We start from the raw sequence: 22,677 nt of genomic DNA, 5'->3' as shown, positions 1-22,677 counted from the left end.
TCTATATACGAGGGGTTAGGCAGCGCTCAGCAACTCGCGCCGGATTGCTTCTTCGTCCGGGAGCGACTTCACATGCCAGCGGATGAGTCGCAGCCCGGCGTCTGAAGTCGCCTTGTTCTTCTTCTCATCCGTCGCGGCCCTTCTTGAAGAGTTATGCGACTTGTCATCAAGTTCAATGGCCGCGACGACGGTCGCGTCCATTGAGCAGACTACGAAGTCGTAGCTCAAGCGATTTATCCGGTTGTTCCACTCGTTGAAGTTGGCCCCCTTCTTCACGCCGAGGACGCGCGATACCTGAACTTGTGCCAAAACGATGTGCTCTGGCAAGGCCTTGACGAGTCGGTGGTAGAGGACTTGCTCCGGAGGGGTTAGCAGCTTCTTGACATAGAAGGGCCATACGCTGCCTTTGCCTCCTTGGAGAAGGCCCAGCTTCTTGAGGATCAGAAGCGCAACGACGGCGACTGCGAAGAGCGCCAGAACCAAGAGGGTTGTCTTCACTGGAGTCGAAGGTTCGTTGTGGGAGCCTTGCGCAGCCAAACTTGTTTTAGCCCGTAGGTTGGAATGACCATAGTGAGCCCTAACCAGTTTTGCCGGCGGAAGTGTAGGGGTTCGCAGGCTCACCCCAACCTACGGGTTGCCCTCCGCACCAACCCACCGCCCCCACAAAGGCCCGCCCGGGCTGGCTGGGGCGCGGACTTTTGGGGCGCCGAGGAGCGGAGGTTTGCGGGGCGTGCGCGTAGCGCACTTCAACCTCTGACTTCGCGCCGCCTGTTCGACCGGAGCGTAGCGAAGGAAGTTCGGCGCGAGCCCCGCGAACCGAGCACCACAGGGCAGTCGCGCAGCGACCGCCTCAACTGGAGCGCCCCAGCCAGTCCGGGCGGGCCTTTGCCAACCCACCCGCGCCGCATGCCTGCATGCCTTTCAGCACCGCAGGGCAGACACCGTACCCTGCCGACCCCGCCTCCCGCCTCCGCACCATGCTCAAGCTCCTACCCGTGCTCCTTTGCCTCGCACTGCTAGGCACCGCCTGCAGCCATGTCGAGCCGCCTGCGCCCGCCGCAGCAGCCCCCGCCTACCAATACCAAGGCAAGGTGGTGCGCGCCCTCACTTTCACGTCCAAGATCACGGGCATCAGCTACCCGTATCACGTCTACCTGCCGGTGGGCTACGAGGCCGCGCCGGCGCAGCGCTACCCGCTGCTGGTGGCGACGGATGGACAGTGGAGCTTCCCGGCGTATGCGCGGATGCTGGACCAGCGGCGCAAGCCCATGATCCTGGTGAGCATTGAGCAGGGCCCGGGCGACCGGCGAGCGATTGACTACACGCCCAAAGGGGCGACGGCCTTCATGCGGGTGCTGAAGGAGGAGCTGATCCCGATGGTGGACGCGGCCTACCGCACGAGCCCTGAGCGCAGCTTCACGGGCACGTCCTACGGCGGCCTGCTGGGCGGGCTGCTGCTGAATGCGGAGACGGGGGAGCAGCCCTACTTCCGCAACTACCTGCTGTTTGACGCCGCCTTCTGGGCGCTGCAACGCGAGCACCTGCAGGAGGAGAAGCAGCTGCGCCAGCAACGGCCCAGCCTGCCGGTGCACGTGATCCTGAGCAGCGCCACCATGGGCAATGAGCGCGCCGTGAAGGCCTACGCCGCGCGCTGGCAGGCGCATGGCTTTGCAGCGCTGAAGCTGGACTACAAGGTCTTCGACCTCAAGCACGACGACGTGGGCGACCCGTCGTTCGACTGGGCCATCGACCTGATCCGCTGACGCGCCTGGGGCGGCGCCGGATGGCCGGGCGCGGCACGGCGCTTGAGAATCAGCCCGGCTGGGCGGGATCGTGTCCTCCGGTCCAGCCGCTGCGATGCTGCCCACACATTCAAGCTTGATGCACCGATGCCTGAGCCTCGCGCGGTTTGCCTTGGCGCTGTGCGTGGCGGGCACCTTGGCAAGCTGTGGCGGCGGGGGCTCCAGCAGCAGCACGGTTGACGTCACGCCCGCGCCGACGACGCCGACCACGCCCGTAGTGACCTACACCTATGCCGGCAGCGTCGAGCGCGACCAGAGCATCACGTCCAAGCTCACCGGCATCACCTACCCCTTCCACGTCTACCTGCCGCCGGGCTACGCGGGCGCTGACACGCGCTACCCGGTGCTCGTCGCCACCGACGGGCAGTGGATCTTCAATTCCTTCTCGCGCATGCTGGACCAGCGGCGCAAGCCCATGATCCTGGTCAGCATCGAGCAGGGCCCGGGTGACCGACGCGCCATCGACTACACGCTGGTGGGCGGGCCGCTGTACATCCGCTTCCTGAAGGAGGAGCTGATGCCGCTGATCGAGGCGCGCTACCGCAGCAGCGGCGCGCGCAGCTTCGTCGGCACGTCTTATGGCGGCTTGCTGGGGGCCCAGCTGCTGGCTCAGGAGCCGGTCGCAGCGCCCTACTTCAAGAACTACCTGCTGTTCGACGGCGCCTTCTGGGCGCTGACGAATGCCAGCATTGCGGAGGAGGACGCCCGGTTTGCCGCCAGCAAGACCCTGGCCGTGCACCTGATCCTGACCAGTGCCAATGCCCCGGGCAATGTGTTCGACGTGGACCGCTACGAAGCCCGCTACCGGGCACGGGGCTATGCGGGCCTGATGGTGCACCGCCACTCGTTCAACATCGCGCACAACGACGTGGCCGACCCGTCGTTCGACTGGGCCATCGACCTGCTGTGATGCGTGGGCGGCACGCTATTGGAGCGTCTGACTGGTCGTAGAGTTGACCGGCCGGCTTTGAGGAGGCCCCGATGACCCAGACGCTGCTGCGCTGCTTCTTCTTTGTGTGCCTGGGCGCCTGCGGGCTCTTGCAGCCGGCCAGGGCTGCGGAGCCGGCGGCGGCCGTGACGCTGCATCACCGGCAGATCCTGACGCTGGCGGCCCCGCTGGGGGGCGAGAGCCCGGAGCAACGCGCCAGCCGCGCGCAGGCGGCGCTGGAGGCCGCGGCGGCGCAGCCGCCCGCCCCGGTCACGCTCAGCCCCGTGGGCAGCGCGCTGCGCCTGGACATCGGCGGCCAGCCGGCCTTCTTTGTGCTGGACGAAGACCTGGGCAGCACCGGCCGGCCCGACCTGCGCGACGCGGGAGCGCAAAAGCTGCGCGCCCGCGTGGAGCAGGCGCTGGCCGAGGCCCGCGAGGCCCGTGACCCGCAAGCCCTGGCGCGCGCGGCGGCCTGGGCGCTGGGCGCCACGCTGCTGGCCGGGCTGGTGCTGTGGGCCCTGCTGGCCGGCACGCGGCAGCTGGAGGGCGCGCTGCTGGCCTTGACGCGGCGCTGGCGGGCCGAGCTGTCAGCTGGTGCGCTTGCACGCCTGCTGCTGCGCCCCTTGCCAGCCCTGGCGGTGGGCGGCCTGGCTTTGCTCAAGCTGGTGCTGGTGCTCCTCTTGTTGGAGCTGTGGGGCTCGACGGTGCTGCGCCAGTTTGCCTACACGCGGCCCTGGGGCGAGTCCGCCAGCCACTGGCTCAGTGGCCTGGCGGCCGACAGCCTGCAGGCCGTGGCCGGCGCACTGCCGGGGCTGGCCACGGCGGCCCTGATCTTTGTGGCGGCGCGCCTGCTGACGCGGGGCCTGGGCGCCTTGGTGGAAGAGGCCGAGCGGGGCGAGCTGCAACTGCACTGGCTGCACCCCGACACCGCTGCGGCCACGCGCCGCATCGCCAGCGTGGCGGTGTGGCTGTTTGCGCTGGCCATGGCCTATCCCTACCTGCCGGGCGCGCAGAGCGAGTCCTTCAAGGGCGTGACGGTGCTGGCCGGGCTGATGCTGTCGCTCGGCGCCTCGGGCGTGGTGGGCCAGGCGATGGCGGGGCTGACGCTGACCTACTCACGCGCGCTGCGGCCCGGCGAGTACGTGCGCGTGGGCAATGCCGAGGGCACGGTGACGGCGGTGGGCCTCTTCGTGACCAAGGTGCAAACGGGCCTGGGCGAAGAAGTGAGCCTGCCCAATGCGCTAGTGATGAGCCAGCCCATCTGCAACTTCTCGCGCCTAGTGCCCGACGGGCAGTTCATGCTGCAGGCCGGCGTGACCATCGGCTACGCCACGCCCTGGCGCCAGGTGCACGCCATGCTGCTGGAGGCCGCGCGGCGCACCCCCGGTGTGGCGGCCGAGCCCGCGCCCTATGTGGTGCAAACGGCGCTGTCGGACTTCTATGTCGAGTACCGCCTCTGCGCCTACGGCGATCGCAGCGCGCCACGCCGCCGAGCCGAGGCGCTGAGCCAGCTCAACGCCTACATCCAGGACGTGTTCAACGAGAACGGCGTGCAGATCATGTCGCCCCACTACCGGGGCGACCCGCCGGAGCCCCAGGTGGTGAACCCGGGTAGCTGGTTCCAGCCGGCGCAGGGCCCGCTGTCGCCGCCTCAAGCTTGACGATGCGCGGAGCGCCCTGCGTCAGCGCCCACCCTGCGCTCCCAGCCCCTGCCTGAAGGCGCGCGGCGACATGCCGGTGGCGCGCGCAAACACGCGGCTGAAGTGGGCGGTGTCGGCAAAGCCCAGCGCCTCGGCCACGGCACCCACGGGCGCCTGGGTGTAGGCCAGTTGGCGGCGCGCCTCGCGCACCAGGTGCTCGTCGATCAGCTTGGAGGCCGGCTGGCCCGTCGCATCACGCGTGAGGCGGCTGAGGTGCCCGGGCGTGACGGCCAGCGCCCGCGCGTAATCAGCCACCGACCAGCGCGCCGTCAGTTGCTCGTCGAGCAAGGCCTGGAAGCGCGCCAGCAGTGGCGGCGGCGCGGCACGGTCCACCGCCGCATCGGCGTGCTCGGCCAGCAGGCGTGCGGTGTAGCCCACCAGCGTGGCCCCGAGCCCGCGCAGCACCAGCGCCCGTGCGGGCGCGCGGCCCTCGAACTCGCTCATCAGCTGCGCCACCAAGCCCGCCAGCGGCGCCGGGGCCGGCACCACGGCCGCCTGCGCCAGCGCACCACGCACCTCGCCGCCATGGCCGGGCGCGAGGGCATCGAGCATCACGTCGGGCAAGGTGGTGACCCAGCCCTGCGTGCCCCGCTCGAAGCGAAAGGCATGCACCACGCTGCTGGGCACATTGACCAGGCTCATGGGCGGCAGCGCACGCAGTTGGCCCTCCAGCTGGGCCTCGCCGCGCCCGCGCTGCACCAGCAGCACCTGATGCAGGCGCGCATGGCGGTGCGGGGCCAGCTCCCAGTCGTACTGCACCGAGCGGGCGGCGATGGTCTCGCAGTGCAGCACGTCGGGCAGCTCGCTGGATTCGCCGAACAGGCTCCAGCTGGAGATATGAGGGTTTGCCTTGAGCATGCACGAATCGTACAAATGTTGGCGCGTTCCGTCGCTTCCGGCAGGCGCAACCTGGCCTTAAGTTCGCCCCTTTATCGCGGCCGGCCCTTCGTTGCGGCGCGACGAGACCGATACGACAACAAGGAGACTCCTGCATGAAGACTCAGGTTTGCATCATTGGCGGTGGCCCATCGGGGCTGATGCTGTCCCAGCTGCTGCACCTCAAGGGCATCGAGACCGTGGTGCTGGAGCGGCAGACCCGCGACTACGTGCTTTCACGCATCCGGGCCGGGGTGTTGGAGCACGGTTTTGCCAAATTGATGCGCGAGGCCGAGTGCGGCGAGCGCATGGACCGCGAGGGTGAGATCCACGAGGGCTTCTTCGTCGCGCGAGGCGAACAGATGCAGCGCGTGGACCTGCACGCCCACACCGGCAACTCGGTGATGGTCTACGGCCAGACCGAACTGACGCGTGACCTCTACGAGGCGCGCGACCGGATGAAGGGCATCGTCATCCACCAGGCCGAGGACGTGCAGCCGCACGACCTGACGACCGACAAGCCCTACGTGACCTTCAGGCACAACGGCGTGGACGAGCGCATCGACTGCGAGTACGTGATCGGGGCCGACGGCTTCCACGGCGTGAGCCGCCGCTGCATCCCCAAGGACGTGCTGCGCGAGGTCGAGAAGGTCTACCCCTTTGGCTGGCTGGGCGTGCTGTCGCGCACCAAGCCCGTGTCGCCCGAGCTCATCTACTCAAATAACGAGCGCGGCTTTGCGCTGTGCTCACTGCGCTCGCAGGTGCTGTCGCGCTACTACATCCAGGTGCCACTGACCGACAAGGTTGAGGACTGGAGCGACGAGGCCTTCTGGGCCGAGCTCAAGCGCCGCCTGCCGGCTGAAGTGGCCGAACGCATGATCACCGGGCCCAGCATCGAGAAGTCCATCGCGCCGTTGCGCTCCTTCGTGGCCGAGCCCATGCGCCATGGCCGCCTCTTCCTGGCCGGCGACGCCGCCCACATCGTGCCGCCCACCGGCGCACGCGGCCTCAACAGCGCCGCCTCCGACATCTACTACCTCTATCACGCCATGCTGGCCCACTACCAGCGCGGCGACGACTCGGGGCTGGATGGCTACTCAGCCAAGGCCCTGGCGCGGGTCTGGAAGGCCCAGCGCTTCTCGTGGTGGATGACCTCGATCCTGCACACCTTCCCGGGCACCTCGGACTACGACAAGAAGCTGCAGCAGGTGGAGCTGGACTACCTGTTCTCCAGCACGGCCGCGCAGCACTCGCTGGCGGAGAACTACGTCGGGTTGCCGTTCTGAAACGGAGAAGGGGTGCCCATGGCACCCCTTCGGACCGTCAACTCAGTGTGCGGTTGGCGGCTTGTGCGTCAGGCCGCACGGCGTGCGCGGCGGCGCGTCACACCCCCGGCAACACCCAAGCCAGTCAAGACCAGGGCCAAGCTGAAGGGCTCCGGCACACGCGCATTGGCGGCCATGAACTCACGGTAGATCTCGGCCGTGCTGGCGGCGTACTGCTGATTCGCGCTCACGTCGAAGGAGACGTTCCAGCCGATGGCATCGAGGGCGGCCAGGTCCAGGGCCTCCACAGAGTCGACCTTGCCGTTGCAGATGTAGGGATTCATGATCCCCAGGAAGTCGCCGCAGTTGCCGGGGCTCTTCCAGTGTGAAGCCTGCCAACCGTCGCCATTCACCTCGCCGGTCGAGAAATGCCCATTGGCGAAAGCCGTGGCACCGCCGTCCAGGGAGAAGTAGCTGTCGGTATTGAAGTTCCAGTCCAGCGTGCCCGGCGCGCTGTAGCGGAACATGTCCATGCCATAGCCCCACCAGTAGTTGTCGGTCGCAAAGCCGCCACCGACCGAGTAGTCAAAGTCCTGTGCGCCACTGAGGAAGCCCAGCGCATGCCCCATCTCGTGAATGGCCACGCCGATGAAGTCGTACTTGCCGGCGGTGATGCCATTGCTGGGATCAAAGTCGAAGGCAAAGTCGCTCGAGAACGTGATATTGCCGTCAATCTGATTGGCATTGAAGTTCCCGCCGACAAGCGCCTTGACGTTGGCTGAGGACAAGGCAATGGTCTGGCTGATGGCCTTGTTGCTGGGCGCGACACGTGCGCCGCTGGCGGCAATACCGGTTTGGTTCCCCGGATTGGCGTACGCCGGCACCACGACGTTGACGCTGCCACTCCCATCCAGGGGCGACAGGTTGGCAACGGCGGACATGTCGATGGCGCTCTTCTGGCCATTGGCATTCAGCGCGGAGTAAAAGCCGCTGATCGGGACAAACTCTGCCAAGGTGCTGCCCGTGCTGCCCAGGATGCCGGGGCCCAAGCCGGCGTAGCTCACGTTGAAGTTGATGACGGCGTCATTCGTCAGCACACGTTCCCAATAGTTGGCAGCGATCCTGAAGCCCAGCTCGGCCTCGGAGCCTGTCACGCCACCCTTGTCAATCAAGTTGATGACCACGCCGGCGGTCGCCGGCAGTGCGCTCAAGGCCAGGGCCGCGGCGGCGGCGGCGAGGCCCATCTTGGTGGTACGAAGATTCACAAGGACTCCCGTTGGTTGATTGGTTGGTTCGGTGGGACCCAGCAAGCAGGATTCGCGCCGATGCTGCTTGTGAGGCCAAGCGCCTGTCACCATTGACTTTATGTTGACGATGCCCCGGGGCCAGCCTTGCCGCTGTAAAGCCCGTCGACACTCAAAATTCCGGTGGGATGGAGCAGCGTACGGGCACTCGGCCAAGGGTGGGGCCGCAAGCCCAGCTCCCTCTGCTATGGTCACCCGATGCGTACCGCCCTGACCCTGCTCGCCGCCCTGGCCCTGGCCAGTTGTTCCACCACTGGCCAGGACAAAGCCGCCACCACCACCGCCAACGCGGTGGCCACGCCGCTAACCGACCTGAACCTGGTCCAGGCCAACATCCCCGAGTTGCTGCAGCAGGCTGCGCATCAGCCCTACGCGCTGCCGGCCGACCGCAGTTGCGAGGCACTGGCGGCCGCCGTGACGCAGCTCGACGAGGTGCTGGGCCCTGACCTTGACACCCCCAGCCCCGACGCACGCGGCCTGCTGGACCGCGCCGGCGACGAAGCGGGTGACGCCGCCGCTGGGGCGTTGAAGCGCACAGCCGAAGGCGTGATCCCCTTCCGCGGCTGGATCCGCAAGCTGACGGGCGCCGAGCGCTACTCCAGGCGCGTGGCCGTCGCGATCACGGCTGGTGGGGTGCGGCGCGGCTTCCTGAAGGGCTTGAAGGTCAGCCAGGGCTGCGGCGGCTGAAAGATATCCCCAAGACTTGGGAGGCGCGCGACGCCGACTTTGTCTATCGTCGGCTGCATCGCTAACGCCTCTTTGGGAGGGGTGCATGAGAGCCGTCATCATTAGTGCTGCAGTTTTGGCTTTGGTCGGCAGCGCCAGCGCACAGGTGGCGACAGCGGTCGCTGAACTGAAGCAGCTTCACTTCGAGCTGATCGACCTGGACCCAAGCGACGGGATCAGCCCGAGCCTGACTTGGGCGAGCGACAAGCCGCTCGGCTACTTTGCGATGGCGACCCCGCTTGTCTTGCCGGGCAACAGCATCGTTGGCGGCAGCGCGCCCTTGGGCGGTTCGTTGAGCGATGTCGCCGCAAGCGACTGGCCGTCCACCCAATTGGCGGTATCGATTTCTTCGGGCGACTTGTTCACGTCAGGTGCTGGGCCGACTTTCCGCGCGGAAGGCATGTCGACTGCTGGTGGGAGCGTGTTTGGAGGTTCATCGCTGGATGGCGTTGTCACGCTCAGCCCGCACACACGATTGCAGCTGTCCGCAACGGTGGGCACGGTGGCTTTGACTAACGTCGGTATTGGCGGGTTCGCCAGTGCCACTCTCCAGTTCTGCTCGGCCCCAGCAGAGGGCGCAAACCCGTGCCTAGAACCTGGATCAGTCGATTACTCAAGCGCCTGGGTAGCGCGTCAGTCAGGTTGGGTTGACACCTTCCTGCCCGGGTCCCTGACGCTTGCCTGGGACAACACCACAGCAAGCGCCGCTCAACGCTACGTTGCAGCCGGCACCTACATCCAACTAGACACCACTGCCCCCGTGCCCGAGCCCGAGCAATGGCTGCTCTTTGCTACCGGTCTGGGCGTGATCGCTTCCAGGCGGCTGCGCCGCTGAAACGAAAGAAGGGCCGGTCGTACCGGCCCTTTCAACTTCCTCCACCCCCCGGTGAAGATCAGAACTTCATGCGTGCGGTCAGGTAGTACTGGCGGCCGTTCTCGTAGATGGAGCGCGGCTGCTCGCGGTTGAGGGCGTAGTACTTGAGCTTGGGGTTGTTGAGATTGCGCGCATCCAGCGTGAGGCTGAGGTTGTCGCTGATCTTGTAGCCCAACGAGGCACTGACCGAGGCCACGGCGTCTTGCGAGAAGGCGGTGCTGCGGTCGAGGCCATTGAAGAAGGCCGAGCGGTAGGTGTAGCTGACGCGGGCGTTCCAGCGGTCGTCCTCGTACCAGGCACCCAGGTTCATCACGTTCTTGGAGGCGCCGAGCATGGGCTTGCTGCCCTCTTCAGAGGCGTCGGTGTAGGTGTAGTTGGCGTTGACCCCGAAGTTGGCCATCAGCGGCTGCTCGACCGTGAACTCCAGGCCCTTGACGGTGCCGCTGCCGTTGACGGGCACGTTGAGCACGTAGTCGGCCATGAAGCCGTTGGGGTTGGCCTGGTTGAAGGTCTTGAAGGGCCGGGTGATCTGGCCGATCGAGATCAGGCTGCGCAGGTCCATGTAGAAGGCGCTGACGCCGAGCAGGGCACGCGGGGCGTGGAACCACTCCCAGGAGACGTCGAAGTTGGTCGAACGCACCGGGTTGAGCTCGGGGTTGGGCGCGCTGCCGGAGCCGAGGTCACCGGGCTTGGCGGCCGGCGAGAGGCTGGTGGCGCCGGCCAGGGCGGCGTAGTCAGGGCGGGTCAGCGTGCGGGTGATGGCGCCGCGCAGGACCATGTCCTTGTTCAGGCTGTAGCGCAGGTTGATGCTGGGCAGCACGTCGGTGAAGCTGCGCGGGGTGCGCTGGATGACGTAGTCACCGAAGGCCGACGAGGCCTCGGCCTTGGCGCCAAGGGCTGGCACATAGAGCATCGTGTCCTGCTGGCTGCGCACCAGGCGCAGGCCGGCGTTGCCGCTGAGGGCGCCGGACTGGAACTGGGCCTGCACATAGCCTGCGGTGGACTTCTCCTTCAGCGCGTACTCCCAGTCGAAGTAGCGGCGCGCGACCGGTTCACGGTTGGTGAAGGCGCGGAAGGACTCCAGCTGCGCCTGCGTGTAGTACCAGACGCCTTGCGGGAAGGTGCCGCCCAGGCCGGAGCCGAAGTTGGACGGGTAGTTCTGGACACCGCCCGCCATGTTGACGGCCGCGTAGTCGGGCGACGTGGCGGGCGTGGCGCACCAGGTGGCGCCCCAGGTGAAGGCCTTGCCGTCCGAGCACTGCGGGCCCTGGGCGATCACGTCGGCCGAGGAGCGGTCGTGCTGATGCTGGCGCAGGCCGAACTTGAGGGCGGTGAAGAAGCCGCTCTCCAGTGCGTACTCGCCGTCGATCTGGGCCCACTTGTCCTTGTCGTCAACGCGCACGTTCTGCGCACCCCAGACCCAGTCGAGGCCATGGCCGGCCACGGTGCTGGCGTTGTTGCCGACCTTGAAGTCGGGCGCCTGGTCAGTGCCGTTCAGCGCCCAGCTGGCGCCGCCGCCCATGTGCAGCTCCATCACGTCCTGGTAGGGCGTGGTGCCCACGCCGCTGGAGGTGCCCAGCTTGGTGGTGAAGCTCAGGGCGTCTGAGGCCTTGAACTTGCCCTCGACGTTGACGAACTGCGTGCGCGCCTTGGCCCCGGGGCGGGAGATCATGTCGTAAAGGCCGTAGTTGCCGCCCTTGTCGCTGAACTTGGCGCTGACCAGGGTGTTGTTGCTGACTTTGTACCCGGCGTCGGGCGCCGTGCCATTGCCCTCGTCGAGGAAGAAGGGCGCGTAGGTCAGGTAGTTGCGGTTGTAGTTGTTGGCGTGCAGGGTCGAGGTGAAGCCGGTGACCGACAGCGACACGGCGCGCGACGGGGCCAGTTGCACTTCCACCAGGCCGCCTTCGCGCTTGCGCTCCTGCTCAAAGAGCGCCGCGCCGATGCTGCGCGGGTACCAGACGCCCGAGAGATCGGGGTTGGACAGGGCCACCTTGCTGCCCGGCTTGATCTGGTTGTAGCCCAGCACCTCGACGCCATCGCGGCGCAGGTGGCGCTTCTCGGAGAAGGCCTGCACCAGCACGCCCAGGGTCTTGCTGTCGTCACGCCAGTTGAAGAGCGCGCTGAGCTGGGGGTCAGTCTTGCCGGGCTTGTCGGCGTAGACGACACCGACCGAAGCCTCGGCCGTCAGCGCCTTTTTGAAGTCCAGGGGCTTGCGGGTGATGATGTCCACCGAGCCCGTGAGCCCGCCCTCGACGAGGCTGGCCTCCGAGGTCTTGCGCACCAGCACCTGGCCCACCAGCTCGGACGGCAGCATGGTGAAGCTGACGCTGCGGCCGGCATTGGCCACCTGGTTGAGCACGAACCAGTCGCCCGAGGCCACCACGTGGCCGTTGATGAGGGTCTGCGTCAGGCTGGGGTTGGTGCCGCGCATGGAGACGCGGTCGTTCTCGTCGAAGCCGCCTTCCGAGGCGCCGGCCGAGCTGATGGTCACGCCGGGCACGCGTTGCAGCGAGTCGGCGATGTTCTTGTCGGGCATCTTGCCCACGTCTTCAGCGGTGATGACCTCGACGTGCGTCTCGGCCTTGCGCTTCACGTCGAGCGACTTCTCCTGCGAGGCGCGGATGCCGGTCACCACCACGGCATCGAGTTGCTGGTTGGCCTGCGCCAGTGCAGCCACGGGGGCGCCCATCAGCGCCAGCGTCACGGCCTGCGCCAGGGGCGAGAGGGAATGGGAAAACAGCTTGACCTTCATGCGTCGTCCTTCTGAGGGCATTTGGGATTCGGGATGGGCAAGCCGGCGCAAGCAGCCTGAGACCACTTGCAGACCCCTCAGGTGCTTGGCCCCCGAAAGGTCATTGGCATGCAACCAATGCAATGCCACTATAGCCAAACATGAGTCCACTTTGCTACCACTTGATCGCGGTATTTACCCCAAGAGCCTCAAGAATGCGGTTTCAACGCGACAGATAGCCATGAGCAGGCCATGCTTGGCCGCATCCGGCTTAATTGGTATTTGATTGGACTCATTCGACCCTCCCGGGCCGGTGAGGCGGCTATTTGCCGATGCAGAAGCTGCTGAAGATCACACCCAGCAGCTCGTCGGCCGAGAAGGCGCCGGTGATTTCACCCAGGGCATCGTGGGCCAGGCGCAGCTCCTCGGCCAGCAGGTCGAGCGCGGGCTCGGGCGAGCGGGCCTGGACTGCCGCCAGGGCCAGGTGCTCGCCGGTGCGTGCCAGGGCTTGCACATGGCGCTCTCGGGCGATGAAGACGCCCTCGGGCATGGCTTGCCAGCCCGCCACCTGGAGCAAGCGTTGGCGCAGGGCATCGAGGCCAGCGCCGGTCTTGGCAGACAGCGCCAGCTCGCCCGGCGGCGGCGCGGCGAGGTCAGCCTTGTTGAAGACCTGCAGGATGCGATGTGGCTCGACACCCTGCAGCCGCGCGCGGATGCGGGCGTCCTCGGCCGCGTAGCCGGGGTCGGTCCAGCGCCCCAGGTCGTGCAGGAAGAGCACGACGTCGGCGTCCTCGATGGCACTCCAGCTGCGCGCGATGCCAATGCGTTCGACCTCGTCGGCGGTGTCGTCGCGCAGGCCGGCGGTGTCGACGATGTGCAGCGGCACGCCCTCGATCTGCAGGCTCTGGCTGAGCTGGTCACGCGTGGTGCCGGGGATGGGCGTGACGATGGCCAGCTCGGCCCCGGCCAGGGCGTTGAGCAGCGAGCTCTTGCCCACATTGGGCTGGCCGGCCAGCACCACCTTCAGGCCCTCGCGCAGCAGTGCGCCCTGGCGGGTGCGCTGCTGCACGGCCTGCAACTGGGCGGCCAGGCGCTCCAGCCGGCCAAAGGCGTCGGCCTTTTGCAGGAAGTCGATCTCTTCCTCGGGGAAGTCGAGCGTGGCCTCGACCAGCATGCGCAGCTGGATCAGCTGGTCGCGCAGCGCCGCCACCTCCTTGGAGAGCGCGCCGCCCAGCGCACGGCCGGCACTGCGGGCGGCGGCTTCGGTGCTGGCATCGATCAGGTCGGCCACGGCCTCGGCCTGGGCGAGGTCGAGCTTGCCGTTGAGGAAGGCGCGCTGCGTGAACTCACCGGGCTCGGCCAGGCGGGCACCCGCGCAGGCTTCCACCACGCGCGCCAGCAGCAGCTGCAGCACCACCGGGCCGCCATGGGCCTGCAGCTCCAGCACGTGCTCGCCGGTGTACGAATGCGGCGCCGGGAAGTGCAGCGCCAGGCCGTGGTCGATGGCCTGGCCCGCCGCGTCACGCAGCGGTAGGTAGGTGGCCTCGCGGGGTTGCAGACGGCGCCCGCAGACGGCGTCGATCAAACCATCCAGCGGCTGCGGCGACGAGACGCGCACGATGCCCACCGCACCGCGCCCGGGCGCCGTGGCGATGGCGGCGATGGGGTCCTGGTGGCGGGCAAGCAGGGCGGCAGACATGGGGCGCGATTGTCGGCGGGCAACGGCGCGAGGCCACAAAAAAGGCGGCTTGCCGAAGCAAGCCGCCTGCTGTGTAGATGGCGCGGGGGAGGTCGGAAAAGGAGCTCTCGTGAACCCTGTTCGGCGGCCCGTTGCTGCCCCGCATGGCCGCTATTGAATGCCAGCCGGGCCGGCGCTTGAAGCCCCCAGCCACGGGGGGGCGCCGTCACACGGGTGACTCAACTCACGCCAAGCTGGCGGTTGATCAGCCACTGCTGCGCAATGCCGAGCACGGTGTTCGTGACCCAGTACAGCACCAGGCCCGACGGGAAGGCAAAGAACATGATGCCGAACACGATGGGCATGATCCACATCATCTTCTGCTGCATCGGGTCGGCCGCCGGCGGATTGAGCCAGACCTGGAAGAGGTTGGCGGCCAGCATGATCAGCGGCAGGATGAAGTAGGGGTCGCGCACCGAGAGGTCGGTGATCCAGCCGATCCAGGGCGCCTGGCGCATCTCGACGGTGGACAGCAGCACCCAGTAGAGCGCGATGAAGAAGGGCATCTGCAGGAAGATGGGCAGGCAGCCACCCACGGGGTTGACCTTCTCTTCCTTGTAGATGCGCATCATCTCGGCCTGCATCTCCTGCGGCTTGTCCTTGAGGCGCTCGCGCATCTCGTTGATGCGCGGTGCCACGGCCTTCATCTTGGCCATGCTGCGGTAGGCGCTGGCGTTGAGCCAGTAGAAGGCAATCTTGAGCAGCACGACGAGGGCCACGATCGCCCAGCCCCAGTTGCCGATCAGGCCGTGCAGCTTGTCCAGCAGCCAGAAGAGCGGCTTGGACAGGATGGAGAAGATGCCGTAGTCCTTCACAAGCTCCAGGCCCGGGGCCAGGGCGGCGAGCTTGTTTTCTTCCTGCGGGCCAGCGAAGAGCGTGTCCTCATGCGCGGCCGTTGCGCCGGGCGCCAGCTCGGGCAGGGTGTAGAGCATGCCCACCGCATAGGTCTGGCCCGTCGTGCCCGCCACCTTGTTGGCGAAGAACTCGCGCTTGGCGTCGCCGCCATGCAGCCAGGCCGAGGTGAAGTAGTGCTGCACCATGGCCACCCAGCCGTCGCTGGCAGACTTTTCAAAGTCCAGCTTGCCCTTCTCGATGTCCTTGAACTCGAGCTTGTGGAACTTGGCCTTGTCCGTGTAGAGCGCCGGGCCGGTGTAGGTGGGCGCAAAGGGCACATTGCCGCCTTGCGTGGCCGCCGCGCGCACCAACTGCACATAGAGCTGCGGCGCAACCGGCGCGCCGCCGGCGTTGACGACCTCGTGCTTGACGCCGATGGCGTAGGAGCCGCGCTTGAAGGTGTAGGTCTTGATCAGCTTGACGCCGCCGACCTCGGCCGACTCCAGACGCAGGCTCAGCTCATTGGCGCCGTCCTTGAGCACGCGCTCTTCAGAGGCCACGGCAAACAGCGTGTGGTGCGTCGGCAGGGCCTCGCCCTTGGCGCCGACCAGGCCCGTCTGGGCGCGGTAGCTCTCGGCCGCATCGAACAGCACGATGGGCTCGGGCTTGAAGTCCGGCTTCTTCTGCAGGCCCACGGTCTGCAGCAATTGGTCAGTGATCTCGGGCGTGAAGGTGCTGAGGTAGTGCGGCAGCTCGGCACGCACCACATCGCCACCCAGGGTGTCGATGCTGACGCGCAGCACATCGGTCTCGATCACCAGCTTCTGCGACACCACCGGCACCGGCGCGGCGGCGCCTGTTGCGGGCACGGCGGCCGCACCGGCCGTCGGGGCGGGCACGCCGGCAGAGCCGGAGGCAGCCGCCGATGCCGCTGAAGTGGCGGTGGCGGCGGGCTTGCTGGGGCTGAAGAGCGAAGGCTGGCCGTTGTGCTTCTGCCAGCCGTCCCACAGCATCAGCAGGGACATGGTCAGCACCACCCACAGCACAGCACGGCGAATATCAGTCATGGGACGTCGGGGAAAGAGGAGAAGGAACACCACCACCTCGGACGAGGTGGCGGAACAGCCGAGGCGGCTCGGCAGGGACGGGATCATGCCCGCCCGCGCACAGCGGGTGGCAACGCAGCAATCGATGCACCGTCAGGTAGCTGCCCGCCGCAGCACCGTGGCGCTCCAGCGCGCCCAATGCATAGACCGAACAGCTCGGGTAGAAGCGGCAGGACGCGCCCAGCCACGGCGACAGCAGCAGGCGATAGGCCCGCACCACAGCCATCAAGCCCCGCGCGACCCAGCCGGGCCGCTGGAAGCCGACACCCAAGGCAGTCATGCAGACACCCCGGCCGACACCCCAGCTTGCGAAGCCAGGCGTTGCAGCGCCCGGTCCAGCAGGCCACCGAGTTCGGCACGCACCACGGCGCGCAGCGCATCCGAGGCCGCACTGGGAAAGGCTTTGCGGTCGATCGGGCTGCGCAGGCGCAGCACCCACAGGCCCGGCGGCAGCGCGGCTTGCCGGTGGCTCATGGCCACCCGCATCTGGCGCTTGACGAGCGTGCGCGTGACCGCCCGGCGCGCAAACCGCTTGGGAACGACAACGCCCACCCAGGCGCCCCCTGGTACAGGTGTGGGCGCGGGGGTGGGCGGTGTTGCGGGGGCCGCAGCCGGGACGGCATCAGCAGCGTCATCCACAAGTCTGTGGGCAGCCTGTGCAGCCTCTGTGGACAACTTCGCTCGATCTGTGGACAAAACCCAAGCCGAGGGGCTGGGGCCAGCGGCCAGATGATGCACGGCGAAGAGCGCGCTGCGAGCACATGCCGGGCGCGCCAGCACGCGTTCAAAGTCGGCCGACCGGACGATGCGGCCGAGCATGGCGAGAAATCCCTGGTGGGGACTCAGACAGCCAGGCGCTTGCGACCCTTGGCGCGGCGCGCGGCGATGACGGCGCGGCCGCCACGGGTCTTCATGCGGACGAGGAAGCCGTGGGTGCGGGCGCGGCGGGTCTTGGAGCCTTGGTAGGTACGCTTCATGATGAGTTTTCCTTGGTGGAGCGACGCTGCAGCGGTTGGCGGCGCCGTGCGGACTGCTTGTCAGACCCAGGGAACCCGAATCTCACCAGCCGCGTTGCGAAGGGCCGAAGTCTCGTCGAGACTCGGCGCCTGTTTCGTTCCCGAGCCCGGGCGAAGGCAGACCCCCGCAGCGCTCGCGAAAACCCGGGATTACACCAAACACGGTGCAACAGGTCAATGGCACCCGCCCCCGGAGCTCGCAAACCCCCTGGGTTTTGCCGGGGGTTGACCCCGAGCATCGACTGTGGATAACCTGCCCCTTGCGGCGTCTTGCAACCGTACAATGCGGCCGCTCAAGAACAAGTTTTCCACAATGAGCGACCCCCTCCTTGGCGCAGGCGAAGCGGCCGGCGCCGACCTCTGGCGACGCGGCTGCGAACGGTTTGCTGCCGAACTGCCTGAACAGCAGTTCAACACCTGGATCCGCCCCCTGCCGCCGGCCACGCTGGCGGATGCGGCCGTGGCGCCGGACCAGCTGCTCGTCGTGCAGCTGCGGGTGCCCAACCACTTCAAGCGCGACTGGATCCGCCGGCAGTACGCGCCGCGCCTCGAAGAGATCCTGAGCGAACTCGCCGGCCGGCCAGCCCGGCTGGAGCTGGTGCTCGCCACCCCCAGCCGCGACGCCGCCCCGCTGCAGGCCACCATGCCAACAGCGCTGCCGGGCGGCATGCCGGCCACTGCCGGCCCGGTGCCGGCGGGCGCCCTGCTGGGCCAGCTCACGCCGAATGCGACCGCCCAGCCGACGGTAGAGATCCCGAGCCAGGGGCCTGCCGGCAACAAGAACCGCATCAACCCCGCGCTGACCTTCGACAGCCTGGTGGCCGGCCGCGCCAACCAGATGGCCCGCACCGCCGCGCTGCACGTGGCCGGCGCGCCGGGGCAGATGTACAACCCGCTGTTCATTTACGGCGGCGTGGGCCTGGGCAAGACGCACTTGATCCACGCCGTGGGCAATGCGCTGCTGCGCGACCGCCCGGACGCCCGCGTGCTCTACCTGCACGCCGAGCAGTTCATCTCCGACGTGGTCAAGAACTACCAGCGCAAGACCTTCGACGAACTGAAGGCCAAGTACCACTCGCTGGACCTGCTGCTGATCGACGACGTGCAGTTCTTTGCCGGCAAGGACCGCACGCAGGAAGAGTTCTTCAACGCCTTCGAAGCCCTGCTGGCCAAGAAGGCGCACATCATCATGACCAGCGACACCTACCCCAAAGGGCTGGTGGACATTGACGAGCGCCTGACCAGCCGCTTCGACGCCGGCCTCACCGTGGCCATCGAGCCGCCTGAGCTGGAGATGCGCGTGGCCATCCTGATCAAGAAGGCCGACGCCGAGGCTGTCAGCCTGCCCGAGGACGTGGCCTTCTTCATCGCCAAGAACGTGCGCGCCAATGTGCGCGAGCTGGAAGGCGCGCTGCGCAAGGTGCTGGCCTACAGCCGCTTCAGCCACAAGGAGATCAACATCCAGCTGGCGCGCGATGCGCTCAAGGACCTGCTCTCCATCCAGAACCGGCAGATCAGCGTCGAGAACATCCAGAAGACCGTGGCCGACTTCTACAAGATCAAGGTCGCGGACATGTACTCCAAGAAGCGCCCGGCCAGCATCGCCCGCCCGCGCCAGATTGCGATGTACATCGCCAAGGAGCTGACGCAAAAGAGCCTGCCCGAGATCGGCGAGCTCTTTGGCGGACGCGACCACACCACCGTGCTGCACGCGGTGCGCAAGATCGGTGGCGAGCGCCAGAAGAACACCGAGCTGAACCAGCAGCTCCACGTGCTGGAGCAGACGCTCAAAGGCTGAGCGCCGGGTTGGCGCCGCCATCTCGGGGTTCACCCCAATGCCCAGCTTGCCAGGGCGCCCGCACCTGCAAAGGCGGCGACAATCCCCTGTCTACGCGCGCGCGTCACTCTTAGCCGGCAACCTGGGAGTGACTTTTCCGCCCCGGCGTGCGCGCTGACCCCATAAAACCCCAGACAACGAGGTCCTCATGATCGTCTTGAAAGCCAACCAGGATCAGGTGCTCGGCGCGCTGCAGGCCGTCTCGGGCATCGTCGAGCGGCGCCACACGCTGCCGATCCTGGCCAATGTGCTGATCCGCAAGACCGGGTCCCAGATCGAGTTCACCACCAGCGACCTCGAAATCCAGGTCCGCACCACCGTCGAGCTCGGCGGCGACGCCGGCAACCTCGCCACCACCGTCGCGGCCCGCAAGCTGATCGACATCCTGCGCTCGCTGCCCGCCGACCAGACGGTCAGCCTCACCAGCAACCAGAACAAGATGACCCTGCAGGGCGGCAAGAGCCGCTTCACCCTGCAGACCCTCCCCAGCGACGACTTCCCGCTGGTGCAGGAGGCCGCCGACTTTGGCCCCGCCTTCAGCGTGCCGCAAAAGACGCTCAAGGGCCTGATCAACCAGGTCCACTTCGCGATGGCGGTGCATGACATCCGCTACTACCTCAACGGCATCCTGTTCGTGGCCGAAGGCAAGAGCCTCACCCTCGTCGCCACCGACGGCCACCGCCTCGCCCTCGCGCAGGCCGACCTCGATGCCGACATCCCCAAGCAGGAAGTCATCCTGCCGCGCAAGACCGTGCTAGAGCTGCAGCGCCTGTTGAAAGAAGAGGGGAAGGACGGCAAGGCCGACGAAGCCGCCATCGAGATGCGCTTTGCCGGCAACCAGGCCAAGTTCAGCTTCTCGGGCATGGAGTTCGTGACCAAGCTGGTCGAGGGCAAGTTCCCCGACTACAACCGCGTCATCCCCAAGAACCACAAGTTCCGCCTCACCCTGGGCCGCGCCCCGCTGCTGGCCAGCCTGCAGCGCGCCGCCATCCTGACCAGCGAGAAGTTCAAGGCCGTGCGCCTGACCTTCGAGCCCGGCCTGCTCTCCATCGCCTCCAGCAATGCCGAGCAGGAAGAGGCCAAGGAAGAGATCGAGATCGACTACGGCGGCGACAAGATCGAGACCGGCTTCAACGTCACCTACCTGATGGACGCCCTCTCCAACATGAGCCAGGACATGGTCTGCATCGACCTCAACGACAGCGCCTCCAGCGCGCTGCTGACCATCCCTGACGACAACGGATTCAAGTACGTCGTGATGCCGATGCGGATCTAGCGATCCTCCTTGGCATTGCATGCCCGAACGTTTCGCACCCCCAGCCCCCCGCCAAGCGGGGGGCTCTAGTTTGAAGATGGAGGGCCGCCACGCGGCCTTGAGTACCCAGTCATGAGCGACACCCCCGAGAACGTTCCCGCCCCCGCGCCCACCCCGGCACCCCAGGCCTATGACGCCAGCTCCATCCAGATCCTGGAAGGCCTGGAGGCCGTGCGCAAGCGCCCCGGCATGTACATCGGCGACACCTCGGACGGCACCGGCCTGCACCACCTCGTCTTCGAGGTCGTCGACAACTCCATCGACGAAGCCCTGGCCGGCCATTGCGACGACATCGTCGTCACCATCCACACCGACAACTCCATCTCCGTCATCGACAACGGCCGCGGCATCCCCACCGGCGTCAAGATGGACGACAAGCACGAGCCCAAGCGCTCCGCCGCCGAGATCGCCCTGACCGAGCTGCACGCCGGCGGCAAGTTCAACCAGAACAGCTACAAGGTCTCGGGCGGCCTTCACGGCGTGGGTGTGTCCTGCGTGAACGGCCTGTCCAAGTTCCTGCGCCTCACCGTGCGCCAGAACGGCAAGGTCCACTTCATCGAGTTCGCCAAGGGCATCCCGCAGAACGGCGAGAGCGTCATGGTGGACGGCTTTGAAACCCGCCCCATGAAGGTCATCGGCGAGACCGACAAGCGCGGCACCGAGGTCCACTTCCTGCCCGACACCGAGATCTTCAAAGAGAACAACGACTACCACTACGACATCCTCGCCAAGCGGCTGCGTGAGCTCTCCTTCCTCAACAACGGCGTCAAGATCCGCCTCGTCGACGAGCGCAGCAACAAGGAAGACAACTTCGCCTACGCCGGCGGCGTCAAAGGCTTTGTCGAGTTCATCAACAAGGGCAAGACCACCCTGCACCCGAACATCTTCCACGCCATCGGCGACAAGATGTCCGACCAGCAGACCAACATCGGCGTTGAAGTCGCCATGCAGTGGAACGACGGCTTCAACGAGAACGTCCTCTGCTTCACCAACAACATCCCGCAGCGGGACGGCGGCACCCACTTGACCGGCCTGCGCGCCGCGATGACCCGCGTCATCAACAAGTACATCGAAGACAACGATCTCGCCAAGAAGGCCAAGGTCGAAGTCGCCGGTGACGACATGCGCGAAGGCCTGGCCTGCGTCGTCTCTGTCAAGGTGCCCGAGCCCAAGTTCAGCTCCCAGACCAAGGACAAGCTCGTCTCCAGCGAAGTGCGCGGCCCCGTCGAAGACATCGTCTCGCGCCTGCTGACTGACTACCTGCTTGAGAACCCGACCGACGCCAAGATCATCTGCGGCAAGATCCTCGACGCCGCCCGCGCCCGCGAGGCTGCCCGCAAGGCTAGAGAGATGACCCGCCGCAAGGGTGTGCTCGACGGCCTCGGCCTGCCCGGCAAGCTGGCTGACTGCCAGGAAAAGGACCCCGCCCTGTGCGAGATCTACATCGTCGAGGGCGACTCCGCCGGCGGCTCCGCCAAGCAGGGCCGCGACCGGAAGTTCCAGGCCATCCTGCCCCTGCGCGGCAAGATCCTCAACGTCGAGAAAGCGCGCTACGAGAAGCTGCTCACCTCGAACGAAATCATCACCCTCATCACCGCCCTCGGTACCGGCATCGGGCGCGGGGCGGGCAGCGATGACTTCAACCCCGACAAGCTCCGCTACCACCGCATCATCATCATGACCGACGCGGACGTTGACGGCGCCCACATCCGCACCCTGCTGCTCACCTTCTTCTACCGCCAGATGCCCGAGCTCTGCGAGCGCGGCCACATCTACATCGCCCAGCCCCCGCTCTACAAGGTCAAGGTCGGCAAGCACGAGCAATACCTCAAGGACGGCCACGAGTTCGACGCCTTCCTGCTCAAGGTCGCGCTGCAAGACGCCAGCCTCGACACCGGCGCCGGCACCACCCTCAAGGGCGACACCCTCGACGTGCTCGCCCGCAAGTACGTCGCCGCCCAAAGCGTCATCGAGCGCCTGTCCAACTGGATGGACGTAGAAGCCCTGCACGTGCTGGCCAACGGCCTGGCCATCGACCTCGACACCCCCGAGGCTGCCACCGCCAGCGCCGACAAGCTCAAAGGCCTGCTCCACGACGCCCAGGTCACCGTCGAGACCGACCCCCGCACCGACAAGCTCTTCCTCAAGATCGCCCGCATGCACCACGGCAACGTGCGTGCCAGCGTCATCCACGCCGACTTCGTCCACGGCGCCGACTATGAAGTCCTCGCCGATGCCGGCCTCAGCTTCCAGGGCCTCATCCAGGACGGCGCCATCGTCCGCAAGGGCGAAGGCGAAAAGGCCAAGGAATCCAAGGTCGCCGACTTCCGCGCCGCCATGGCCTGGCTCATGCAGCAAGCCGAAGGCAGCGTCGGCCGCCAGCGCTACAAGGGCCTCGGCGAAATGAACCCCGAGCAGCTCTGGGAAACCACCATGGACCCCACCGTCCGCCGCCTCCTGCGCGTCCAGATCGAAGACGCCATCGAGGCCGACAAGGTGTTCACCATGCTCATGGGCGACGAGGTCGAGCCACGCCGCGAGTTCATTGAATCGAACGCGCTGCGGGCGGGGAACATCGACGTCTAAGCCCCCAAGCCAGCGCATGCCCAGGGCGAGCAGGACCAT

At 66.9% G+C, this 22,677-nt stretch carries 18 protein-coding genes; 9 read left to right on the top strand and 9 right to left on the bottom strand.

The window, feature by feature from the left end:
* Positions 1-15: 15 nt before the first annotated feature.
* On the bottom strand, positions 16-498 hold the full coding sequence (locus ABDJ85_RS05595) for a DUF2726 domain-containing protein (RefSeq protein ID WP_347703749.1): 483 nt from the start codon (positions 496-498) through the stop codon (positions 16-18).
* Between the two features lie 479 nt (positions 499-977).
* On the opposite strand from ABDJ85_RS05595, the gene ABDJ85_RS05590 reads away from it, so the two are divergent.
* From ABDJ85_RS05590 to ABDJ85_RS05580, 3 genes are all read left to right on the top strand, one after another.
* Positions 978-1,763: an alpha/beta hydrolase gene (locus ABDJ85_RS05590; protein WP_347703748.1), complete on the top strand. Its 786-nt coding sequence runs from the start codon at positions 978-980 to the stop codon at positions 1,761-1,763.
* Positions 1,764-1,881: 118 nt separating this feature from the next.
* Positions 1,882-2,712 (top strand): alpha/beta hydrolase, encoded by an 831-nt coding sequence (locus tag ABDJ85_RS05585; protein ID WP_347703747.1) that lies wholly within the window; start codon positions 1,882-1,884, stop codon positions 2,710-2,712.
* Positions 2,713-2,783: 71 nt separating this feature from the next.
* Complete coding sequence (locus tag ABDJ85_RS05580) at positions 2,784-4,391, top strand: mechanosensitive ion channel family protein (RefSeq protein WP_347703746.1); 1,608 nt, start codon at positions 2,784-2,786, stop codon at positions 4,389-4,391.
* 21 nt (positions 4,392-4,412) lie between these two features.
* Here ABDJ85_RS05580 and ABDJ85_RS05575 read toward each other — a convergent pair whose 3' ends face one another.
* Positions 4,413-5,288: a helix-turn-helix domain-containing protein gene (locus ABDJ85_RS05575; protein WP_347703745.1), complete on the bottom strand. Its 876-nt coding sequence runs from the start codon at positions 5,286-5,288 to the stop codon at positions 4,413-4,415.
* Positions 5,289-5,422: 134 nt separating this feature from the next.
* On the opposite strand from ABDJ85_RS05575, the gene pobA reads away from it, so the two are divergent.
* The gene (gene pobA, locus ABDJ85_RS05570) at positions 5,423-6,592 is read left to right on the top strand and encodes a 4-hydroxybenzoate 3-monooxygenase (RefSeq protein WP_347703744.1); all 1,170 of its coding nucleotides are present in this window, start codon (positions 5,423-5,425) and stop codon (positions 6,590-6,592) included.
* A 68-nt stretch (positions 6,593-6,660) separates the two neighbouring features.
* Here pobA and ABDJ85_RS05565 read toward each other — a convergent pair whose 3' ends face one another.
* On the bottom strand, positions 6,661-7,836 hold the full coding sequence (locus ABDJ85_RS05565; protein WP_347703743.1) for an NF038122 family metalloprotease: 1,176 nt from the start codon (positions 7,834-7,836) through the stop codon (positions 6,661-6,663).
* Positions 7,837-8,073: 237 nt separating this feature from the next.
* Here ABDJ85_RS05565 and ABDJ85_RS05560 point away from each other — a divergent pair, with 237 nt between their 5' ends.
* Positions 8,074-8,562, top strand: a complete 489-nt coding sequence (locus ABDJ85_RS05560) for a hypothetical protein (RefSeq protein WP_347703742.1) — start codon at positions 8,074-8,076, stop codon at positions 8,560-8,562.
* A gap of 85 nt (positions 8,563-8,647) precedes the next feature.
* Positions 8,648-9,436, top strand: a complete 789-nt coding sequence (locus ABDJ85_RS05555) for a PEP-CTERM sorting domain-containing protein (RefSeq protein WP_347703741.1) — start codon at positions 8,648-8,650, stop codon at positions 9,434-9,436.
* A gap of 58 nt (positions 9,437-9,494) precedes the next feature.
* On the opposite strand, the gene ABDJ85_RS05550 is transcribed toward ABDJ85_RS05555, so the two are convergent.
* From ABDJ85_RS05550 to rpmH, 6 genes are all read right to left on the bottom strand, one after another.
* Complete coding sequence (locus tag ABDJ85_RS05550; RefSeq protein WP_347703740.1) at positions 9,495-12,227, bottom strand: TonB-dependent receptor; 2,733 nt, start codon at positions 12,225-12,227, stop codon at positions 9,495-9,497.
* A 301-nt stretch (positions 12,228-12,528) separates the two neighbouring features.
* Complete coding sequence (mnmE, locus tag ABDJ85_RS05545; RefSeq protein WP_347703834.1) at positions 12,529-13,893, bottom strand: tRNA uridine-5-carboxymethylaminomethyl(34) synthesis GTPase MnmE; 1,365 nt, start codon at positions 13,891-13,893, stop codon at positions 12,529-12,531.
* A gap of 230 nt (positions 13,894-14,123) precedes the next feature.
* Complete coding sequence (yidC, locus tag ABDJ85_RS05540; RefSeq protein WP_347703739.1) at positions 14,124-15,845, bottom strand: membrane protein insertase YidC; 1,722 nt, start codon at positions 15,843-15,845, stop codon at positions 14,124-14,126.
* Positions 15,838-16,164, bottom strand: a complete 327-nt coding sequence (gene yidD, locus ABDJ85_RS05535; RefSeq protein WP_347703738.1) for a membrane protein insertion efficiency factor YidD — start codon at positions 16,162-16,164, stop codon at positions 15,838-15,840. Before yidD ends, yidC begins: the two co-directional genes overlap by 8 nt.
* Positions 16,161-16,436, bottom strand: a complete 276-nt coding sequence (locus tag ABDJ85_RS05530; protein ID WP_347703737.1) for a ribonuclease P protein component — start codon at positions 16,434-16,436, stop codon at positions 16,161-16,163. The genes yidD and ABDJ85_RS05530 overlap by 4 nt, the downstream gene beginning before the upstream one ends.
* A 290-nt stretch (positions 16,437-16,726) precedes the next feature.
* Positions 16,727-16,861, bottom strand: coding sequence for a 50S ribosomal protein L34 (gene rpmH, locus ABDJ85_RS05525; RefSeq protein WP_058937081.1), 135 nt, complete (start codon positions 16,859-16,861; stop codon positions 16,727-16,729).
* A 352-nt stretch (positions 16,862-17,213) separates the two neighbouring features.
* Here rpmH and dnaA point away from each other — a divergent pair, with 352 nt between their 5' ends.
* From dnaA to gyrB, 3 genes are all read left to right on the top strand, one after another.
* A complete protein-coding gene (gene dnaA / locus ABDJ85_RS05520) occupies positions 17,214-18,698 on the top strand; it encodes a chromosomal replication initiator protein DnaA (protein WP_347703736.1) in 1,485 nt (494 codons plus the stop codon).
* Between the two features lie 187 nt (positions 18,699-18,885).
* Entirely contained in the window at positions 18,886-20,013 is a 1,128-nt protein-coding gene (dnaN, locus tag ABDJ85_RS05515) for a DNA polymerase III subunit beta (protein ID WP_347703735.1), read from the top strand.
* 111 nt (positions 20,014-20,124) lie between these two features.
* Positions 20,125-22,638 (top strand): DNA topoisomerase (ATP-hydrolyzing) subunit B, encoded by a 2,514-nt coding sequence (gene gyrB, locus ABDJ85_RS05510; protein ID WP_347703734.1) that lies wholly within the window; start codon positions 20,125-20,127, stop codon positions 22,636-22,638.
* Positions 22,639-22,677: the final 39 nt, after the last annotated feature.

The sequence above is a fragment of the Roseateles paludis genome (assembly GCF_039872745.1).
GTDB lineage: Bacteria > Pseudomonadota > Gammaproteobacteria > Burkholderiales > Burkholderiaceae_C > Pelomonas > Pelomonas paludis.
Note: the sequence above shows the minus strand (reverse complement) of the source record. Positions and strands in the feature narration are given on the sequence as shown.